Source organism: Salinisphaera sp. (assembly GCF_002729955.1).
GTDB lineage: Bacteria > Pseudomonadota > Gammaproteobacteria > Nevskiales > Salinisphaeraceae > Salinisphaera.
In genome coordinates, this window is sequence record NZ_PBYA01000058.1 from 47,363 (window position 1) to 65,849 (window position 18,487).

At 64.1% G+C, this 18,487-nt stretch carries 16 protein-coding genes; 7 read left to right on the forward strand and 9 right to left on the reverse strand.

Annotation, left to right across the window (positions count from 1 at the left end):
- Window positions 1-117: 117 nt before the first annotated feature.
- The 3 genes from secA to CMN27_RS17210 are packed head-to-tail and all read left to right on the forward strand — an operon-like array spanning window position 118 to window position 5,121.
- On the forward strand, window positions 118-2,919 hold the full coding sequence (gene secA, locus CMN27_RS17200; RefSeq protein ID WP_293628481.1) for a preprotein translocase subunit SecA: 2,802 nt from the start codon (window positions 118-120) through the stop codon (window positions 2,917-2,919).
- Between the two features lie 6 nt (window positions 2,920-2,925).
- On the forward strand, window positions 2,926-4,140 hold the full coding sequence (gene argJ, locus CMN27_RS17205; protein WP_293628483.1) for a bifunctional glutamate N-acetyltransferase/amino-acid acetyltransferase ArgJ: 1,215 nt from the start codon (window positions 2,926-2,928) through the stop codon (window positions 4,138-4,140).
- Between the two features lie 6 nt (window positions 4,141-4,146).
- Window positions 4,147-5,121 (forward strand): Nudix family hydrolase, encoded by a 975-nt coding sequence (locus CMN27_RS17210; RefSeq protein ID WP_293628485.1) that lies wholly within the window; start codon window positions 4,147-4,149, stop codon window positions 5,119-5,121.
- A 5-nt stretch (window positions 5,122-5,126) separates the two neighbouring features.
- Here the strand turns inward: CMN27_RS17210 and CMN27_RS17215 are convergent, their stop codons facing one another.
- The 8 genes from CMN27_RS17215 to CMN27_RS17250 all read right to left on the reverse strand — a co-directional run bounded on the left by CMN27_RS17215 (window position 5,127) and on the right by CMN27_RS17250 (window position 12,439).
- Window positions 5,127-5,330 carry a DNA gyrase inhibitor YacG gene (locus CMN27_RS17215; RefSeq protein ID WP_293628487.1) on the reverse strand — a complete coding sequence of 68 codons (204 nt, stop codon included), beginning with the start codon at window positions 5,328-5,330 and terminating at the stop codon, window positions 5,127-5,129.
- Complete coding sequence (zapD, locus tag CMN27_RS17220; protein ID WP_293628489.1) at window positions 5,330-6,100, reverse strand: cell division protein ZapD; 771 nt, start codon at window positions 6,098-6,100, stop codon at window positions 5,330-5,332. Before zapD ends, CMN27_RS17215 begins: the two co-directional genes overlap by 1 nt.
- Window positions 6,101-6,180: 80 nt before the next feature.
- Entirely contained in the window at window positions 6,181-6,822 is a 642-nt protein-coding gene (gene coaE / locus CMN27_RS17225; protein ID WP_293628491.1) for a dephospho-CoA kinase, read from the reverse strand.
- 85 nt (window positions 6,823-6,907) lie between these two features.
- The gene (locus tag CMN27_RS17230) at window positions 6,908-7,789 is read right to left on the reverse strand and encodes an A24 family peptidase (RefSeq protein ID WP_293628493.1); all 882 of its coding nucleotides are present in this window, start codon (window positions 7,787-7,789) and stop codon (window positions 6,908-6,910) included.
- 49 nt (window positions 7,790-7,838) lie between these two features.
- Entirely contained in the window at window positions 7,839-9,065 is a 1,227-nt protein-coding gene (locus CMN27_RS17235; RefSeq protein ID WP_366515485.1) for a type II secretion system F family protein, read from the reverse strand.
- A 74-nt stretch (window positions 9,066-9,139) separates the two neighbouring features.
- Window positions 9,140-10,564, reverse strand: coding sequence for a sigma-54 dependent transcriptional regulator (locus CMN27_RS17240; RefSeq protein ID WP_293628497.1), 1,425 nt, complete (start codon window positions 10,562-10,564; stop codon window positions 9,140-9,142).
- Window positions 10,551-12,194: an ATP-binding protein gene (locus CMN27_RS17245; protein ID WP_293628499.1), complete on the reverse strand. Its 1,644-nt coding sequence runs from the start codon at window positions 12,192-12,194 to the stop codon at window positions 10,551-10,553. The genes CMN27_RS17240 and CMN27_RS17245 overlap by 14 nt, the downstream gene beginning before the upstream one ends.
- Entirely contained in the window at window positions 12,194-12,439 is a 246-nt protein-coding gene (locus CMN27_RS17250; RefSeq protein ID WP_293628501.1) for a hypothetical protein, read from the reverse strand. Before CMN27_RS17250 ends, CMN27_RS17245 begins: the two co-directional genes overlap by 1 nt.
- A 171-nt stretch (window positions 12,440-12,610) precedes the next feature.
- Between CMN27_RS17250 and sucC the strand changes: the two genes are divergently transcribed.
- The 4 genes from sucC (at window position 12,611) to CMN27_RS17270 (ending at window position 17,185) form a co-directional block, all read left to right on the forward strand.
- The gene (gene sucC / locus CMN27_RS17255; protein WP_293628503.1) at window positions 12,611-13,774 is read left to right on the forward strand and encodes an ADP-forming succinate--CoA ligase subunit beta; all 1,164 of its coding nucleotides are present in this window, start codon (window positions 12,611-12,613) and stop codon (window positions 13,772-13,774) included.
- A gap of 54 nt (window positions 13,775-13,828) precedes the next feature.
- On the forward strand, window positions 13,829-14,698 hold the full coding sequence (gene sucD, locus CMN27_RS17260) for a succinate--CoA ligase subunit alpha (RefSeq protein ID WP_293628505.1): 870 nt from the start codon (window positions 13,829-13,831) through the stop codon (window positions 14,696-14,698).
- A gap of 275 nt (window positions 14,699-14,973) precedes the next feature.
- Window positions 14,974-15,417, forward strand: coding sequence for a GFA family protein (locus tag CMN27_RS17265; protein WP_293628507.1), 444 nt, complete (start codon window positions 14,974-14,976; stop codon window positions 15,415-15,417).
- A 142-nt stretch (window positions 15,418-15,559) separates the two neighbouring features.
- Window positions 15,560-17,185 carry an NAD+ synthase gene (locus CMN27_RS17270; protein WP_293628509.1) on the forward strand — a complete coding sequence of 542 codons (1,626 nt, stop codon included), beginning with the start codon at window positions 15,560-15,562 and terminating at the stop codon, window positions 17,183-17,185.
- A gap of 276 nt (window positions 17,186-17,461) precedes the next feature.
- Here CMN27_RS17270 and CMN27_RS17275 read toward each other — a convergent pair whose 3' ends face one another.
- Window positions 17,462-18,370, reverse strand: a complete 909-nt coding sequence (locus CMN27_RS17275; protein WP_293628511.1) for an outer membrane protein assembly factor BamD — start codon at window positions 18,368-18,370, stop codon at window positions 17,462-17,464.
- Between the last annotated feature and the right edge of the window lie 117 nt (window positions 18,371-18,487).

Sequence of the window (18,487 nt, forward strand, 5' to 3'; positions counted from 1 at the left end):
GTAGCAGCCGGATTCGGCTGCCGTCACTGAAAGGCAGACAGGGCCTGCGGTATCATGCCCGTTTTGCATCGCGCGCGATGTTCGCCGCGCTTCGATCGGGCCAGACGACGAGGGTTCATGAGCAATATTCTGACCAAGCTTCTCGGTAGCCGTAATCAGCGGGTGGTCAAGCGGTTGCACCGCATTGTCGGCGCCGTCAACGCCCTTGAGACCGAATACGAGGCGCTCAGCGACGAGCAGCTGCAAGCCAAGACCGAAGAGTTCCGGGCGCGCCTGGAACAGGGCGCCAAGCTCGACGACCTCACCGCCGAGGCGTTCGCCACGGTGCGTGAAGCCGGCAAGCGCGTGCTCGGCATGCGGCATTTCGACGTCCAGCTCGTCGGCGGCCTGGTGTTGCACCAGGGCAAGATCGCCGAAATGAAGACGGGCGAAGGCAAGACCCTGGTCGCCACGCTGACCACCTATCTGAACGCGCTGCCGGCCCAGGGCGTTCATATCATCACCGTCAACGACTACCTGGCCAGTCGTGACGCCGAGTGGATGGGCCGTCTCTATCGGTTTCTGGGCCTGACCGTCGGCGTGATCTACTCCGGTCAGGATCCGCAGGGCAAGCGCAGCGCCTATGCCTGCGATATCACCTACGGCACGAACAACGAGTTCGGCTTCGACTATCTACGCGACAACATGGCGTTCTCGCCGGCCGATCGCGTTCAGCGCCCGCTGCATTACGCCATCATTGACGAAGTCGACTCGATTCTCATCGACGAGGCCCGTACGCCGCTGATCATCTCCGGGCCCACCGACGATGACCCGGAAACCTCGATGCGGGTCGACCGTCTGGTCAAGCACCTCGACGAACAGGTCGAAGAAGACGGCCCCGGCGACTATTCGCCGGAAGAAAAGAACAAGCAGGTCTTTCTTACCGAAGATGGCCATCAGAAGGTCGAAGCGCTGATGCGCGAGGCCGGTCTGCTCGACGCGGAAGAAAGCCTCTACGATGCGAACAACGTCGCGCTCATGCATCACATGAACGCGGCCCTGCGCGCGCACGTGCTCTATCAGCGCGACGTGGACTACATCATCGCCGACGGTCAGATCGTGATCGTGGACGAATTCACCGGCCGCACCATGCCGGGGCGGCGCTGGTCGGATGGCCTGCATCAGGCCATCGAGGCCAAGGAAGGGGTCAAGATTCAGAAAGAGAATCAGACCCTGGCCTCGATCACCTTTCAGAACTTCTTCCGGCTCTACGACAAACTCTCGGGCATGACCGGCACGGCCGATACCGAGGCCTTCGAATTTCAGTCGATCTACGGGCTGGAAGTGGTGGTCATCCCCACCAACAAGCCGCTGCTGCGCAAGGATCTGCCCGACCAGATCTTCATGACCGGCGCCGAGAAGTTCCAGGCCATCGCCGAGGAAGCCAAGCGCGCCAGCGAAGCCGGCCAGCCGGTGCTCATCGGTACCGCCTCGATCGAAGCCTCCGAGCTTTCCTCGCGGCTGCTTCGCCAGCTCGGTATTCGCCACGAGGTGCTCAACGCCAAGCAGCACGAACGCGAGGCCGAGATCATCGCCCAGGCCGGGCGCCCCGGTGCGGTCACGATTGCGACCAACATGGCCGGTCGCGGTACCGACATCGTGCTGGGCGGCAATATCCAGGAAGCCCTGGAGGCCATGGAAGACGACGAGGCCGGTCGCCAGCGCCTGCAGGATGAATGGGCCAAGACCCACGAAGCCGTGCTCGAAGCGGGCGGCCTCTACGTGATCGGTTCGGAACGCCATGAATCCCGGCGCGTCGACAACCAGCTGCGCGGTCGTTCCGGGCGTCAGGGCGATCCGGGCGCGTCGCGGTTCTATCTGTCGCTCGAAGACAGCCTCATGCGCATCTTCACGCCGCCGCGGCTGCGCTCGATGCTGCAGAACCTCGGCCTGGAAAAAGGCGAGGCGATCGAGCACAAGTGGGTCACGCGGGCGATCGAGAACGCCCAGCGCAAGGTCGAATCCCACCATTTCGATATCCGCAAGCAGCTGCTCGAATACGACAACGTCGCCAACGACCAGCGTCAGGTCGTCTACGAACAGCGCAACGAAATCATGGACGCCGACGATGTCGGCGATATCGTCGAGAATATCTGGGACGAGGTCGTCAACGACGTCATCAGCCAGCATATTCCGCCGCAGAGCCTGGAAGAGCAGTGGGATATCCCCGGCCTTGTCGAGGCGATCCAGCGCGATTTCGGTCAGGAGCTGCCGATCCAGCAGTGGCTGGACGAAGAAAAGACGCTCGACGAGGAAGGCCTGCGCGAACGTGTCGCGTCGCAGCTGAAGCAGGCCTACGAAAACAAGCGCGAAGAGGCCGGCTCGGACGTACTCGCCCAGATCGAGAAGGCCGTGCTGCTGCAGGTGCTGGACTCGCTGTGGCGCGAACACCTGGCGTCCATGGACTATCTGCGCAAGGGCATTCACCTGCGCGGCTATGCCCAGAAGGACCCGAAGAACGAGTACAAGCGTGAAGCGTTCGAGATGTTCAACGACATGCTCACGCGGCTCAAGCACGAAACGGTCACGGTGCTTGCCCGGGGCCGGGTGCGCGCCGAAGCCACCGAAGAAGCACGGGAAGAACGCCGCAAGCAGATGGAAAACCTCGATTTCCAGCATGCCGAAGCCGCCAGCGCGGCCGATCAGGCTGTCGCCGCTGCGGCAGCCGCCCAACAGCAGCCCGAAGGGCAGGCGCCGGACCCGGCCGAACAGGCCGCCCGCGCCAATCTGCCCGGCTCGGATGCCCCGGTCGCGCGCGAACCGGGCGACGGCGACCAGCGGCCCGAAACCTTCGTACGCAACGAACGCAAGATCGGGCGTAACGAACCCTGCCCCTGTGGCTCGGGCAAGAAATTCAAGCATTGCCACGGACGAGACTGAAGCGATATGGCCGTTAATCTGAGTGCGCCGGCGCGTCTGCTGCCGGTCGCCGGCGCTGCGTGGGCCGTGGGCGAAGCCGCGATCAAGAAACCCGGTCGCAACGATATGGCGGTGCTCAAGCTGGCGGATACCGCCACCGTGGCCGGCGTATTTACACAGAACGCCTTCGCCGCGGCGCCGGTGCGCGTGGCACAGCGCCATCTGGCCGCGGGGCCGGCGCGCGCGCTGTTGATCAACAGCGGCAACGCCAATGCGGGCACCGGCCGGCGCGGCGAAGCCGATGCCCTGGCTTGCTGCCAGAGCGTGGCGGATGCGTTGTCGCTGGAAGTGGAACAGGTGTTGCCGTTCTCGACCGGCGTGATCGGCCAGCACCTGCCGGTCGAGCGCATGCAGGCCTGCATCGCCGGGCTCGACGCGGGGCTTCAACCCGATCACTGGCTGGATGCGGCCCAGGCGATCATGACCACCGATACCGTGGCCAAGGGCGCGTCGCGCAGCGTGGATATCGGCGACGGCAGCACCGTGACCCTCACCGGCATCGCCAAGGGCTCGGGCATGATCCGTCCCGATATGGCCACCATGCTCGCCTTCATCGCCACGGATGCCGCGATCGATGCCGATACGCTCGACACCGCGTTGCGTACCGCGATGACGCATTCCTTCAACGCGATTTCGGTGGACGGCGATACCTCGACCAACGATGCCTGTATTGCCTGTGCCACCGGCGCCGGCGCTTCGCTTTCGCCGAGCGCGCCCGGCTGGGTGGCTTTTGTCGATGCGCTGACCGATCTCGCCCGCGAACTGGCCCAGGCCATCGTGCGCGACGGCGAAGGGGCAACCCGTTTCATCACCCTCGATGTGAGCGGCGCCCGCGACGAGGCCGAGGCACGGGCGGTGGCTTTCACCGTGGCCCATTCGCCGCTGGTCAAGACTGCCTGTTTTGCCGGCGATCCCAACTGGGGGCGTATCCTGGCTGCGGTTGGTCGTGCGCCGGTAGCGGATTTTGCGATCGATCATGTCGCCATCGCGCTGGACTCGGTCGCGATCGTGGCTGATGGCGAGCCGCGCGACGACTATGCGGAAAGCGATGCGGCCGCGGTCATGGCCCAAAGCGAATACACGATCGCGATCGACCTCGGCCGCGGCGATGCCTCGGCGCGTATCTGGACGTCCGATCTGTCCTACGAATACGTGCGTATCAACGCCGAATACCGCAGCTGAACCGTCATGCCATCCGATAAGCAGGTGCCGCTGGATATTGCGGTCGGTATTCTGGTCGATCAGGCCGGTCGTCTGTTGATTGCACTGCGCCGGCCCGGCACGCCCGGGGAAGGGCTCTGGGAGTTCCCCGGCGGCAAGCGCGAAGGCGAGGAGCCGATGCGCGATTGCCTGGCCCGTGAGCTGGCCGAGGAAGTCGGCGTAACCGACTGCCGGCTCGATACCCCGTTGATCCGGTTCATGCACACCCAGGGCGAACGCCCGGTACGCCTGCATGTCTGGCGTATCGATCAGTGGCAGGGTGAACCGAGCGGCCTCGAAGGCCAGCAACTGGCCTGGGTCGAGCGCGGGGCGCTGGTCGATTACCCGTTGCTCCCGGCCACGGACGTAATCCTTTGTGCCCTCGATCTTCCGGGCCGATACCCCATCACGCCGGCACTGAGCGCGGCCGATCCGGATGCCTGGTGGGCCCGCCTCGATTCGCTGCTCGCACAGCCGGACATCCGGCTGCTGCGCCTGCGTGACCAAGGCTTGAGCGATGCCGACTATCAGGCGCTGGCGGCGAAGGTGGTCGAGGCGGCAGGGCGGCACGACGTGGCCGTACTGGTCGATCGGTCGCTGGCGGTATGTGAGGCCGTGGGCGCGGCCGGGCTGCACTGGTCGGTGGCGCGTCTGCTCGAATCAGGCCGGCCCGAGCTGGCGCCAGGCCAGCTATTGGCGGTATCGGCCCATACCGGCACGGATCTCGCCACGGCGGTCGAGCGCGGCGCTGATTTCGCGGTATTGTCGCCGGTGGCTGCCACGCCCACCCACCCGGGCGCACCGGCGCTGGGCTGGGAGGGCTGGTGCGCGGCTCGCGCCGACCATGCGCTGCCGGTCTATGCCCTGGGTGGGCTGGGCGAGGCCGACCTCACCGCAGCCCAGCGGCGCAATGCGCAGGGCGTGGCAGCGATCCGGGGCTTCTGGAAGGCCGCGGTCGACTAGATCGCCTAGTGCGGCAGGCCGGAATCGTCTGCGTCGTCGGGCAGCATGCCACCGGCGGAGCCGGTGGGGTCGGGAATGCGATTGCTTTCATCGAGCCAGTCGCCGAGGTCGATGAGCTTGCAGCGGCGCGAGCAGAACGGCCGGTAGGCGTTGTCGGGGCCAATTCGGGCCGGTTTGCCACATTGCGGGCATTCGATCGTCTTGGTCATCAGAAACGACAGCAGGCCATACGGAATTCGACATTGGACGGGAACTGACGCACCCGCAGCTTCTTGTCCTGCACCTCGACGAAGCGAACCGTGGCGCGATGCCGACCCGCGCTGATTTCGGGGAATACGCGTGCATCGTCGAGCAGTACGCGGATCAGTTGGGTGCTGGTGTCCATGTTGTGTACGAGCACGCCTTTCTTGGCCGTGTGCAACGCAGGGCTGGTGCTTTCGCGCAACAGCCGCAGCAGCATGCCGATGGCCTGCTCGAACGGCTGGATATGCCCGGCCCAGGCTTTCAGATCGCGGGCCTGGTCGGCGTTCTTCTGTGACAGCCAGTGCTGGAACGCCGGCAGATCGAAGCCGCAATCGCCGCCGGCGATGGGGCTGCGGTTGTTCAGGCTGTTGAGCAGTTCGTTGTCGCGCAGCTGGTAGGAGGCGAACTGCGGCGGCATGGTCTGCATGGCGCGCCCGAGGGTATCGAGTTCGCTCAGCACCTGCTTGAGCGCGCGCTCGTCCACGTCGTCGCGATCGGCCAGTTTCTCGAACGCGGCATAGCGACTGCCGAGCTCCTTGCTGACCTCGGCGCGGGTGTCATAGCGCGACATCACGTTGAGGATGTCGATCAGTGCGTCCAGCGTCGCGCGACGGCCCCACGGGCTTTCGTCGGCTTCGTGATGGCGCAGACGCGCGATCAGGTGCTCAAGACGCAGGAAGGTTCTTATGCGCTCGTTGAGCGGTTGCTCGTAACAGAACGCGCCGTTATCGGCCACAGACAACCCTCGATGAATAAATCAGGCGGTCAGTCTATGCGTCTGCACCGGCCAATCAAAGTGTTCGCGCCGTGCCTGGCTCAGCCAGGCAGATGCAGCGGCGGCAGGTCGGCCACTTCGCCGTGGGCCAGACGCAGATAGCCGGCATGCAGCGCGGCCGCGAGATCGGCAATATCCTTGCGCGGGCCGGTATTGATGAGCACGTCATCGGCGAGCGCCAGCCGCTCGGCCCGGCTGTCCTGGGCGGCGATCATGCGCCGTGCCAGGTCTTCATTGATCTCGTCGCGCGACATGAGTCGGTCCATCTGCACGACCTCGGGCGCATCGACCACCAGTACGCGGTCGACCAGATCACGCATGCTCGACTTGGCCAGCAGCGGCACCACCAGCAGGCAGTAGTCGGACTGGGCCGCATCGCGGCGACGGGCCAGTTCTTCGCGAATACGCGGATGGGTGATGCGTTCGAGCTCGGCGCGCTGGGCATCGTCGCTAAACACGATTTCGCGCAGGGCACGGCGCCGCAGTCGGCCCTCGTCGTCGACGATATCGGCGCCAAACCGCTCGACGATCTCTGCCAGGGCCGGCTGGCCGGGTTCGACCACATCGCGTGCGACGACATCGGCATCGATAATGGTGACGCCCAGCCGCTCGAAGGCGCTGGAAACCAAGGACTTGCCGCTGGCGATGCCGCCAGTGAGGCCGACGACGAGACTACTCGGCATTTGCTATTTCCTTTGCAGCCGGGATACAGCACGCCGGCGCACCGTCCGGGACGACGATGACCCAACCCCTAGCGGCAGCGGGCCGCTAGCTCAAACCGGCGAGGGATGAATATGCGGCGCCGATTGTATCGCCTGCAACGAGTGTCAGCCAGCCGGCCAGCGCCAGCCAGGGGCCGAACGGCATGGGTTTGCCGCGTTCGAGCAGACCGGTGGCCATGAGCGTGCCGCCCACAATCGCGCCGGCAAGCGAAGACATCAGCAGCACCATGGGCAGGGCCTGCCAGCCCAGCCACGCGCCGAGCGCGGCGAGCAGCTTGAAGTCGCCATAGCCCATGCCTTCCTTGCCGGTGGCCAGGCGAAACGCATGAAAAATCAGCCAGAGCACGAGATAGCCGCCGGCCGCACCGAGAATGGCGGTGGCCGGATCCACCAGCGCAAACCCCGCGTCGTGGCCCAGGCTGAGCAACAGCCCCAGCCAGAGCAGCGGTAGCACCAGCGTGTCGGGCAGCAGCTGGGTCTGCCAGTCGATCATCGCCGCCGCGATCAGCGTCCAGGTGAATACGAGCGCGAAGCCTGTCACCGGCGTCATGCCGAATACAGCCAGAACCACCACCGCCATCGCGGCGCTGACGAGTTCTACCGCGGGATACTGCAACGAAATGGGGTGGCTGCAGTTCGCGCACTGGCCGCGTAGCAGCAGGAAGCTGAGTACGGGGATGTTGTGCCAGGGTTTGATCGGCGTGCCGCAATGCCCACAGGTCGAGCGTGGCTGCGATAGCGAAATACGGCGGGTCGAAAGCGTCGCGACCGGCTGGCCGAGGATTTCGGCGGCACTGGCGCGCCATTCGGCCTGCATCATGCGTGGCAGGCGCAGAATGACGACGTTGAGAAAACTGCCGACGACCAAGCCAAATAGCGCCACGGCGATATAGCAAAAGACCGGCTGTTCGGCGAATAGGGTGTGCATCGATGTCCGTGCCGGTTGCTGCGGGCGTTGACCGTCGGCCGGGCGAGCGTCAGACCACCGAGCCGAGCTTGAAGATCGGCAGGTACATGGCGATGACGAGCCCGCCGACCAGAACGCCGATGATTGCCATGATCATGGGTTCGAGCAGCGAGGACAAGGAATCCACCTGGTTGTCGACCTCGGCCTCGTAGAAATCGGCCACGCGCGAGCACATGGCATCAAGCGAGCCGGATTCTTCGCCAATCGCGACCATCTGCAGGGCCATGCTCGGAAACAGGCCGGTGTTGTTCATGGCCAGCTGCAACTGTACGCCGGAGGAGACCTGATCGCGCATCTGCAGGATGGCCTCTTCGAACACGATATTGCCGGAAGCGCGAGCGACCGAGTCCATGGCTTCCACCAGCGGCACGCCCGCGGCAAACATGGTCGACAGGGTGCGGGCAAAACGCGCGACCGCGGCCTTGTAGAGAATATCGCCGATCACGGGCAGCTTGAGCGCCAGCCGATCGTTCATGCGCCTGAATGATCGCGATCGTAATCGCGCCTGGAAAAAGGCGTAGAAAGCGGCGGCGATGATGCCGATAATCAGCCACCACCAGGCCTGGACCGTTTCCGACAGACTGATGACCAGCAGCGTGAAGGCCGGCAGATCGGCACCGAAGCCCTGGAACAGCGACTGGAACTGCGGCACCACGAAATAGAGCAGGATGCCCATGACGATAATCGCGACCACGATCACCGCGCTGGGGTAGAAAAGCGCCTTGCGCACCTTGGCCTTGATGGCTTCGGTCTTTTCCTTGTAGGTCGCAATCTTGTCGAGCAGGGACTCGAGCGCGCCGGATCGCTCGCCGGCGTCGACCAGGTTCACGAACAGGTCGTCGAAGTATTTCGGATGACGGGAGAGCGCCTGGGCCAGCGGAATGCCGTCCTCGATATCAGCGCGAATGGCGTCTACCAGCTCACCCAGCGACGGGTTGTCGGCCCCCTTGGCGATGATCTCCAGCGATTGCACAAGCGGTACGCCGGCGGCCAGCATGGTGGCGAGCTGGCGCGCGAAAATGGCGATATCGCCGGCCTTGATCTTTTTCTTGCGCTTGCCGCCGAGGCCGAAAATGGTGGTCTGCTTGCGCACGCGAATAGGGTTGATGCCCTGTTTTCGCAGCGCGACCTTGACCATGGCCTCGTTCGGACCGTCGGTCTGGCCCTTGATGCGTGCGCCGCTTCGATCGGTGCCGATCCAGAAGAAAGTCTGGTTTTCGCTCATCGTGCTTGCCATGTTGCCCCGTACCGCTAGCCGTCAGTAATCGGCGTCCCCTGTGCCGCATAACGCTTTATCGGCGGCCGCGGCTATTAATTCATCCCCAGTTTGGCCAGGCGATAGCGCAACGCGCGAAACGTAATGCCCAGGTGCTTGGCCGCCTTCGTCTTGTTGTAGTGACAGGTCTCCAGCGCATCCTGGATACGCTCGCGTTCGAGTGTCTCCAGCTGGGTTTCCAGATCGACGCTGGTATCCACGGGCGCGGCAGGCCGCGGCGCGGCATTGGCCGTACTCGCCAGCGCTTCGCTCGGCGCGGGTTCGACTTGCGCCTGGCCTTCCAGCAGCGGCGAGTTCAGGCGCAGGTAGCGGCGATCGATCACGGCATCTTCGCTCAAGGTGACCGCCCGTTCCAGAATGTTCTCCAGCTCGCGGATATTGCCGGGGAAGGTGTACTGCTCAAGGGCCTCGAGCGCCGCCGGCGCCAGGGTGGGTGAATGGCGCAGGCGCAGCTTGCGGGCCAGCGCCTCGAGAATGCGCCCGGCCAGCGCCGCGATATCGGCACGGCGTTCGCGCAGGGGCGGTACGTGCACTTCGATGACGTTCAGCCGGTAGTAGAGATCTTCGCGAAAACGCCCGCGTGCCACTTCCGCGGCCAGATCGCGATGGGTGGCACAGATCACGCGCACGTCAACGGCTGTTTCATCGTTCGCGCCGACCGGGCGAATGGCCCGTTCCTGAATCGCGCGCAGCAGTTTGACCTGCATGGTCAGGGGCAGGTCGGCGACTTCGTCGAGAAACAGCGTGCCGCCGTCGGCCCGGGCGAACAGACCGGAGGTGTCGCGCATGGCGCCGGTGAAGGCGCCGCGTACGTAGCCGAAGAACTCGGATTCCATGAGTTCCGAGGGGATCGCGCCGCAGTTGACCGGCACGAACGCGCTGCCCATGCGCGGGCCCTCGGCATGAATCATGCGCGCGACCAGCTCCTTGCCGGTGCCGGACTCGCCGGTGATATAGACCGGGGCCTGGCTGCGGGCGAGCTTGCCGATCGTCTCCCGTAGCCGTTGCATGGACGGGGTGTTGCCGATCAGCCGCGGTGAGGCGTCGAGCGATGGGTGCGGCGGCGCGTCGTTATCGAGCCCGGCCAGTTTCAGGGCCTGGGCAACGAGTGCACGCAGGCCGGCCACATCGATCGGTTTCGATACGAAATCGAATGCCCCGGCCTTGAGGCTGGCCACCGCGCTATCGGCGCTGCCGTAGGCGGTAATCACCGCCACCGGGCAATGCGGATGGTTGTCGCTGATGAAGCTCACAAGCTCCAGCCCGTCGCCGTCGGGGAGGCGCATGTCGGTCAGGCACAGATCGAAGCGCTCATCGGCAAAGGCCTGTCTGGCATCGGCCAGGTTGGCCACCGCCAACGTCTTGATGGACATGCGGGCCAGGGTGATCTCGACCAACTCGCGGATATCGGCTTCATCGTCGACGATCAGGGCGTAGGGCACGGTATCAGTCGAAGTCATTGACGTTGCTTGGCATGGGCGATGCGGGGGTCGGAGCGGGCGATGTGCGTCTGGGGGCGAATACGATACGAAAGCAGGCTCCGCCGGAATGTGCAACCGGCACAAGCTGGGCGCCGTTGGCGTCGCACAGCTCGGCGGCGATATGCAGCCCCAGGCCGGTGCCTTCGCGGGTGGTGGTAAAGAACGGTTCCAGGATCTGGTTGAAAATGGTCTCGTCTATGCCCGGGCCGTTGTCGCAAACGTCCAGGCAGAACCGGTCGCTACGATTGCGGTGCCCGCTCAGATGTATCGTGAGCACGACGCCATCGCGACGTGCATAGGCCTTGGCATTATCCCAGAGATTGAACAGCACCTGACGCAGGTGATCAGGATCGAATTCGACCTGCAGCTGCGGGTCGATGGCTTCCACGTCGAAATCCGGCGAATCATCGTCGAAGGTGAGGTAATCCTCGATCGCATCGTCCAGCCAGTTCGACAGGGCGAGTGTACGCCGCGACGTCTGCGAACGTCGTGACAGCCCGAGCACGCTGTTGATGATGCCGTCGATGCGGCGCGTATGCCGATGGATGATGGCCAGCATCCGGTTGTCGTCCGGGCCCAGCGACGGCGACTCGGCCAGCAGCTGGCCGGCGTGACTGATTGCGCCGAGTGGGTTGCGGATCTCGTGGGCGATACTGGCGGACAGACGGCCGATCGACATCAGCTTGAGCTGCTGGGCCTGCTCGTTCTGGCGCAGCGCATCCTCCAGGAAGATGAGCGCGCCGGCGCGGTCGTTGTCGCCCAGCATCGAAAAGACCGGCAGCAAGGCGTGCGAGCCCGCGCGGATGATTTCGCTCGCCGCGGGGTTGTGCGCCGACCACTGCGACAGCGCGCTATCCAGCGCGGGCGACAGTCGCGCCAGCGCGCGCCCGGCATGCGAGCGCTCGTCGAGCTCCAGCAGGCGGATGGCGGCGTCGTTGATCAGCTGTACCTGACGCCGGCCGTTGACGACCACGACGCCGACTTCCATCTGTTCAATGATGTGGCGATTGAGTGCGGCCAGGTCGCGCACCTCGCTGGCGCGTTCGGCAGCCAGCGCCTCGCTTTCACGCACGCGCAGCGCCAGCCAGTGGGCAACCCCGGCGGTGATGAAGAACACCCCGCCCAGGATGCCCGCTTGCACGAACTCGGCGTGGCCGCCCGGCAGCTGCAGCGCGCGCCAGGTCTCCTGGCCGAGGATGCCGAGCGCGGCGCATGCGGCCAGCAGCGTGGCCACGCGACTGGGCAGCAACATGCCCGCCGCTGCCACCGGCGTGATCAAGAGCATGCCCAGTCCGCCGGACACCCCGCTGCCGGCAAGGGTGAGGGCAGTGAATACGACGATATCCACCGCGCAGGCCACCACGACCTGTATCCGCAGCGCCGGTTTGCGCAGCAGCGCCGCCACCAGGCCCAGTGCGCAGAGGGCCAGATACAGCAACGAAGTCATGCGAAATGCGTCGGGCAGTTCGACATCGAACATGCCCTCGGCGGCGCCGAACAACAGGGCCCCGACCAGCCCGAAGCTGATCAGGCTGCGATACATGTTCAGCGTGGTGATCGCCCGCCAGTCTTCGGCATGACGGATCAGCCCACCGGCGCGTGTGCCCATCAACGAGGGTCGCGGTCGCGCGGTCTGTGCGCGCTGCAATTGGCATCGTTACAGATCGGCGCGCCGTTTGCGTCCTCGTCGGCAAGCGCCAGCGGCAGATGTACGCCGCAACGGCTGCAACGCACCGTCTTCTCGAAGCGCGGCGGCTTGGATTCGTGCTGCGAGGCGCGACGCGGGCCGAGCAGCTGTCTGACCACGAGCCAGCCGAGGCCAATTAATAGAAGAAGTCCGAGCAGACGTGCCATGGCGTGAAATCGACCGAGAAAAGCCGCGATTGATTGCGTCGCCATCATACGTTAGGAATGCGAATGCCGCCGAGTCGCTGCGCGCGGCTCGCATGCAAAGTTGTCGCGTCGAAGTTCAAGAGCGACAATGCGCAGCATCTCGACGAATTGATTCTGCAAAAAGGCGATTCCATGAACGTTCACGAATATCAGGCCAAGGAAATCTTTGCGCGCTACGGCGTACCTGCCGGCGAAGGCAAGGTCGCAGCGTCCGCGGATGAGGCGGTCGAAGCCGCTAAATCGCTCGGCGGCGACAAATGGGTGGTCAAGGCCCAGGTGCATGCCGGCGGCCGCGGCAAGGCCGGCGGTGTGAAGATCTGTTCCAGCGTGGACGAGGTCAAGCAGGCCGCGGCCGACATGATCGGCGGCGAGCTCAAGACCAAGCAGACCGGCGATGTCGGCCTGCCGATCAACTCGGTCTATGTCGAAAAGCCGGCCGATATCGAGTCCGAGCTGTATCTGTCGGTGCTGGTCGATCGCGCCACGCGCCGCGTGACCTTCATCGCCTCGCCCGAAGGCGGCATGGATATCGAGGAGGTGGCCGAGTCCACCCCCGAAAAGATCACCCAGGTCGCGATTCATCCGGCCGCCGGTTTCCAGGCCTATCAGGGCCGCCAGCTCGGTTTCTTCCTGGGCCTGGACAAGAAGCAGGTCGGCGAATTCGTGAAGGTCATGAAGGGCCTGTACGAAATGTTCGTTGAATGCGACGCCTCGCTGGTCGAGATCAACCCGCTGGTCACCACCAAGCAGGGTGGTCTGGTCGCCCTAGACGGCAAGCTCAACTTCGACGACAACGCGCTGTTCCGGCACAAGGAGTTCGCCGACATGCGCGATCTCAGCCAGGAAAACGAGCGCGAAGCCCAGGCCGCCGAGCACGATCTGAACTACATCCAGCTCGACGGCAACATCGGCTGCATGGTCAACGGTGCCGGCCTGGCCATGGGCACCATGGATCTGGTCAAGCTGCATGGCGGCGAGCCGGCCAACTTCCTGGACGTGGGCGGCGGTGCCACCACCGAGCGCGTCACCGAGGCGTTCAAGCTGATTACCGCCGGCGAAGGCGTGAAGGCGATTCTGGTCAACATCTTCGGCGGCATCGTGCGCTGTGATCTGATTGCCGAAGGCATCATCACCGCGGCCAAGGATGTCGGCATCAACGTGCCGGTGGTCGTGCGCCTGGAAGGCACCAACGCCGAAGAGGGCCGCAAGCTGCTCGAGGAGAGCGACTTCGATCTCATCGCCGCTCAGGACCTGACCGACGCCGCCAAGAAGGTCGTCGCCGAGGCCAAGGGCTAAGCCCGGCCCGCCGATCGATCTTTCAACGAACACGCTTTAGACCAGGATCAACTCATGAGCATTCTCGTCAATAACGACACCAAACTCATCGTCCAGGGCTTCACCGGCTCCCAGGGCACCTTTCATTCCGAACAGTGCATCGCCTACGGCACCAACATCGTGGGCGGCGTGACCCCCGGCCGCGGCGGCGAAACCCATCTAGACCGTCCGGTGTTCAACACCTGTGCGGATGCGGTCGCCGAAACCGGCGCCAACGCCACCATGATCTACGTGCCGGCCCCGTTCGCGGCCGATGCGATTCTCGAAGCCGAAGCCGCCGGCATCGAAACCATCATCTGTATCACCGAGCATATTCCGGTCATGGACATGCTCAAGGTGCGCTCGGTGCTGGACGAGTCCAACTCCGTGCTGATCGGCCCGAACTGCCCCGGTGTGATCACCCCCGGCGAATGCAAGATCGGCATCATGCCTGCGCATATCCACAAGAAGGGCAAGATCGGCATCGTCTCGCGCTCTGGCACGCTGACTTATGAAGCGGTCTTCCAGACGACCAACATCGGCCTCGGCCAGTCCACGTGCGTGGGCATCGGCGGCGATCCGATCCACGGCCTGGACTTCATCGACGTGCTCGAGATGTTCGAAAACGACGACCAGACCGAAGGCGTTGTGATGGTGGGCGAAATCGGCGGTACCGCCGAGGAAGAGGCTGCCGAGTTCATCAAGAACAACATGAAGAAGCCGGTCGTGGCCTATATCGCCGGCGTGACCGCGCCCCCCGGCAAGCGCATGGGCCATGCCGGTGCCATCATCTCCGGCGGCAAGGGCACGGCCGACGACAAGTTCGAAGCACTGGAAGCCGCCGGTGTGGCCACCGTGCGTTCGACCGCCGAAATCGGCAGCAAGATGGAAGAAATCCTGGGCTGATCGATGCATTGATTGCATCGTCATCCGCTGGATGATCGAAGCCGGCGTCCGCTCCTGCGGCGCCGGCTTTTTTGTGGGTGATAGTTATGGACATTTGCTGCGTGTCGTGGCCGCTAACCTAAAGGGCCGCCAACTCGTGGAAGTCGACAGCCCGGTGTGAATGCCATTCGATTTCAAAACGAACGGCTCGCAGCCAAATGACACCCGCGAGAATCACGATGTAGACGTTATAGAGTTACACATTGCATACATGCTCGAATGAGCCGACAGTTCAATTGAGCACAATCGAAATGAGCAAGACCTACGAACTCAGCTGCGACTGCGGCCATGTGACCATGACCGCGTACGACCAGCCGAAGCTGTCGCTGCACTGCCACTGCGGCAGCTGTCGGGATCTGTACAACGTGGATGTGCTGTCGGCCACCGGCTGGGCGCATGAGAATGTCGATCTGCCGGACGAATCCAAGCTGTTTGTGCACAAGGTCGACGGCAAGCAGATGACGCGCTATGGCTGCCCGAAATGCGGCCTGACCCTGTACGGCGTGCACAAGCCGGGTATCCCCGTGATCCCGCACGGGCTGTTCCGCAAAGCCAACGGCGGCACGCTGCCGCAAGAGCTGGCGCCCACGCTGCATCTGTTCTATCGCGAGCGGGTGCTCGATATCAACGATGAACTGGACAAATGCGACGACGGCTCGGCGGTGGGTTTGAGCGGCTGAATCGGGCCGACCCGGCGGGCTGGGCTGCCAGGGTGGTGGCGAACGGGTCACAAGCGCGAGGCGCTGGCGTATCCTTGGCAACTGTCATGTACAGCGCGCCGCACGAACGGAAGTCGGCACGCGTCGAGGAGTTGAATACGGCATGGGCGAATCTTCGCTACGTATCGCACTGGCCCAGCTCAATGTCTGGGTGGGCGATATCGAGGGCAATGCACGCCAGATGATCGAGGCCGCTGCCACCGCGCGCGATCGCGATGGCGCCGACATCGTGGCCTTTCCGGAAATGGCATTGCTGGGCTATCCGCCGGACGATCTGTTGCTGCGGCGCGGACTGCCCGGCGCCATCGAATCCGCGTTGGCGTTGCTTACCGAGCGGCTGGCCGGCATTACCGCCATCGTTGGCTATCCCGAGTATGTCGACGACGTCATCTATAACGCCGCCGTGGTGATTCGCGACGGTGAGCGTATTGCCCACTACCGCAAGCAGTGCCTGCCCAACTACGGGGTGTTCGACGAACGCCGGCATTATCGCGCCGGCGAGTCGCCCTGCATATTCGAGCTGGACTCGCATCGTGTCGGCGTGACCATCTGTGAGGATATCTGGGAGCAGGGGCCCGCCGCCCAGGCCAAGGCGGCCGGTGCCGAGGTGCTCATCAACCTCAACGCCTCGCCGTTTCATGTCGAGAAGCAGGCCGAGCGCGAGGGCCTGCTGGCCAAGCGCGCCCAGGCGAATGATCTGGCCATCTGCTACGTAAACTGTGTCGGGGGCCAGGACGAGCTGGTATTCGACGGTCGTTCCTGCGCGGTGGACCGTTCCGGCCAGCTGACGCTGCGTGCGCCGGCGTTCGAATCGGGCGTTTTTTGTGTTGATACGCAGGCGCAGTCTGGTACGCAAGGCGCCCCCTCGATCGTGGCCGAGGAATCCGACGAAGCGCTGGTCTATGACGCCCTGGTGCGCGCGACCCGCGATTATGTCGATCGCAACGGCTTTCCGGGTGCATTGATCGGCGCTTCCGGCGGCATCGATTCGGCCCTGGCGATGGCGATTGCCGCAGATGCCCTGGGCGGCGAGCGGGTCTGGGCGGTGTCGATGCCGTCGCGCTACACGGCCGATATCAGCAACGTGGATGCGGCCGAGCAGGCCGAGCGCATGGGCGTGAAATACGACGAACTGCCGATCGAAGCCGGCTTTACTGCGCTGCTGGATACGCTCGCACCGCTGTTTGGCGATCGCGAGCCGGATACGGCCGAAGAGAACCTGCAGTCGCGCATTCGCGGCGCGTTGCTGATGTCGCTATCGAACAAGTTCGGCCACGTGGTGCTGGCCACCGGCAACAAGTCGGAGATGGCGGTCGGCTATGCCACGCTTTATGGCGATATGTGTGGCGGCTTTGCGCCGCTCAAGGATGTCTACAAGACCTGGGTCTATCGGCTCGCCAAGTTTCGTAATACCCGCAGCGACGTGATACCGGAACGGGTGATTACGCGCCCGCCGTCGGCAGAACTGCGTGCCGATCAGGCCGATACCGATACGCTGCCCGAGTACGACGTGCTCGACCCGATCATCGAAGCCTATGTCGAGCAGGCGGAATCGATCGAGGGTATCTGCGAGCGTGGCTTTGCCGAAGAGGATGTGCGTCAGGTCGCGGGCCTGATTCGGCGCAACGAATACAAGCGCCGTCAGGCCGCCCCCGGGCCGAAGGTCACCCGACGCGCCTTTGGCCGCGACCGGCGCTATCCGATTACCGCGGTTTACGGCGACCTTTAGGGAAGCTCTGCATAACCTCTCGGGGGCGCGTTCGAGTTCTCACAGATGTCTTGCCGCGGCGTCTGTGAGGCCGAACCCTTTAGCCGCCGGCGCTTTGCGCGCGTGATCGGCGTCAGTGTCCGCTACTGTGCAATGAGCACGTTCTGAGCTCGCACATCGTCTTCAGGCACGCGCAAAGCACACGGCGCGACCGCGACAGGTTATGCAGAGGCGCCGGGCACTGGCGAACGCAAGGGATTCCGGCAGCGGCTGGAACACCGCTGCCGGGCCACGCGATTACTGCGCCTCAGTTTCGCTTTCGGCGTCGTTATCGATGGTTTCGCCTTCGCTGGCCGGGGCATCCATGGCCGGCAACGTATAGCGTGGTTTTTCGCCGGCCCGCTGGCGATAGAACTCGTCGCGATGCAGCACATAGTTCGGATAGGAGGCCTGCAGGATCGCGCGCGAATCTTCTGCCAGGTCGGCCAGCCCCAGCTTCGCATAGCTTTCTTCCATGATCTCCAATGCGCGCGGCACGGAGTCGGAGCCCTGATAACGCTCGATCACGGTTTCGGCACGCCGGCTGGCGGCCACATAGGCCCGACGGCGCAGATAGTATTCGGCCACGTTGATTTCGAACTGCGCCAGGCGATTGCGGATATCGATCATGTGCAGCTGGGCGTCCTTGCGATAGACGCTCTGCGGATAGTTTTCCACCAGCAGGTTGAAGTCGGTGAACGCCTGCTCCAGGAAGCGGGTATCGCGCTTGTCCGGGTCGCCGCCGAGCAGGCCGGGGTCGTTGCGGTCGTAGTTCGACAGGCCGCGCAGATAGTAGATGTAGTCGATATGCGCGTTACGCGGGCGCTGCTTGATGAAGCGATCGGCCGCCGATACCGCCGCCTCGTACTCCTGCGCCTTGTAATGTGCGGCGACCGATTCCATTTCCGCCTGCGCCGCGTAGGGCGAGAACGGAAAGCGGGCCTGGACTTCGGCGTATAATCTCAGCGCGCGGTCGGGGTCGCCGTCGACCAGAAATTCGCGCGCGGATTTGTACAGGCGCTCGGCGTCGGCCGAGTCGAGCTCGTTGCCCTCACGGTCGACCAGCGGCTCGTTGCTGTAGCCGGTTTCGTTGACGCCCTTGTCGCCGCCGCAACCGGTCATCGCAACAACCATCAAAATACAAAGCGCGAGAACGATTTTCCGCATGCCAGTCCCGGACGTGCGCCGCACGTCGACAGATCAAAAACGAACGCGGAGTATACCTATACGGTCGCGCGATACGCCATGTCACGCTTCGTGTTCGCAAACCAAGAGAAACCGCCC

Coding starts and splice junctions, on each gene's coding strand:
- secA (WP_293628481.1), top strand. CDS start 118: ATGAGCAATATTCTGACCAAGCTTCTCGGTAGCCGTAATCAGCGGGTG.
- argJ (WP_293628483.1), top strand. CDS start 2,926: ATGGCCGTTAATCTGAGTGCGCCGGCGCGTCTGCTGCCGGTCGCCGGC.
- CMN27_RS17210 (WP_293628485.1), top strand. CDS start 4,147: ATGCCATCCGATAAGCAGGTGCCGCTGGATATTGCGGTCGGTATTCTG.
- CMN27_RS17215 (WP_293628487.1), bottom strand. CDS start 5,330: ATGACCAAGACGATCGAATGCCCGCAATGTGGCAAACCGGCCCGAATT.
- coaE (WP_293628491.1), bottom strand. CDS start 6,822: ATGCCGAGTAGTCTCGTCGTCGGCCTCACTGGCGGCATCGCCAGCGGC.
- CMN27_RS17230 (WP_293628493.1), bottom strand. CDS start 7,789: ATGCACACCCTATTCGCCGAACAGCCGGTCTTTTGCTATATCGCCGTG.
- CMN27_RS17235 (WP_366515485.1), bottom strand. CDS start 9,065: ATGGCAAGCACGATGAGCGAAAACCAGACTTTCTTCTGGATCGGCACC.
- CMN27_RS17240 (WP_293628497.1), bottom strand. CDS start 10,564: ATGACTTCGACTGATACCGTGCCCTACGCCCTGATCGTCGACGATGAA.
- CMN27_RS17245 (WP_293628499.1), bottom strand. CDS start 12,194: ATGGGCACACGCGCCGGTGGGCTGATCCGTCATGCCGAAGACTGGCGG.
- CMN27_RS17250 (WP_293628501.1), bottom strand. CDS start 12,439: ATGGCACGTCTGCTCGGACTTCTTCTATTAATTGGCCTCGGCTGGCTC.
- sucC (WP_293628503.1), top strand. CDS start 12,611: ATGAACGTTCACGAATATCAGGCCAAGGAAATCTTTGCGCGCTACGGC.
- sucD (WP_293628505.1), top strand. CDS start 13,829: ATGAGCATTCTCGTCAATAACGACACCAAACTCATCGTCCAGGGCTTC.
- CMN27_RS17270 (WP_293628509.1), top strand. CDS start 15,560: ATGGGCGAATCTTCGCTACGTATCGCACTGGCCCAGCTCAATGTCTGG.
- CMN27_RS17275 (WP_293628511.1), bottom strand. CDS start 18,370: ATGCGGAAAATCGTTCTCGCGCTTTGTATTTTGATGGTTGTTGCGATG.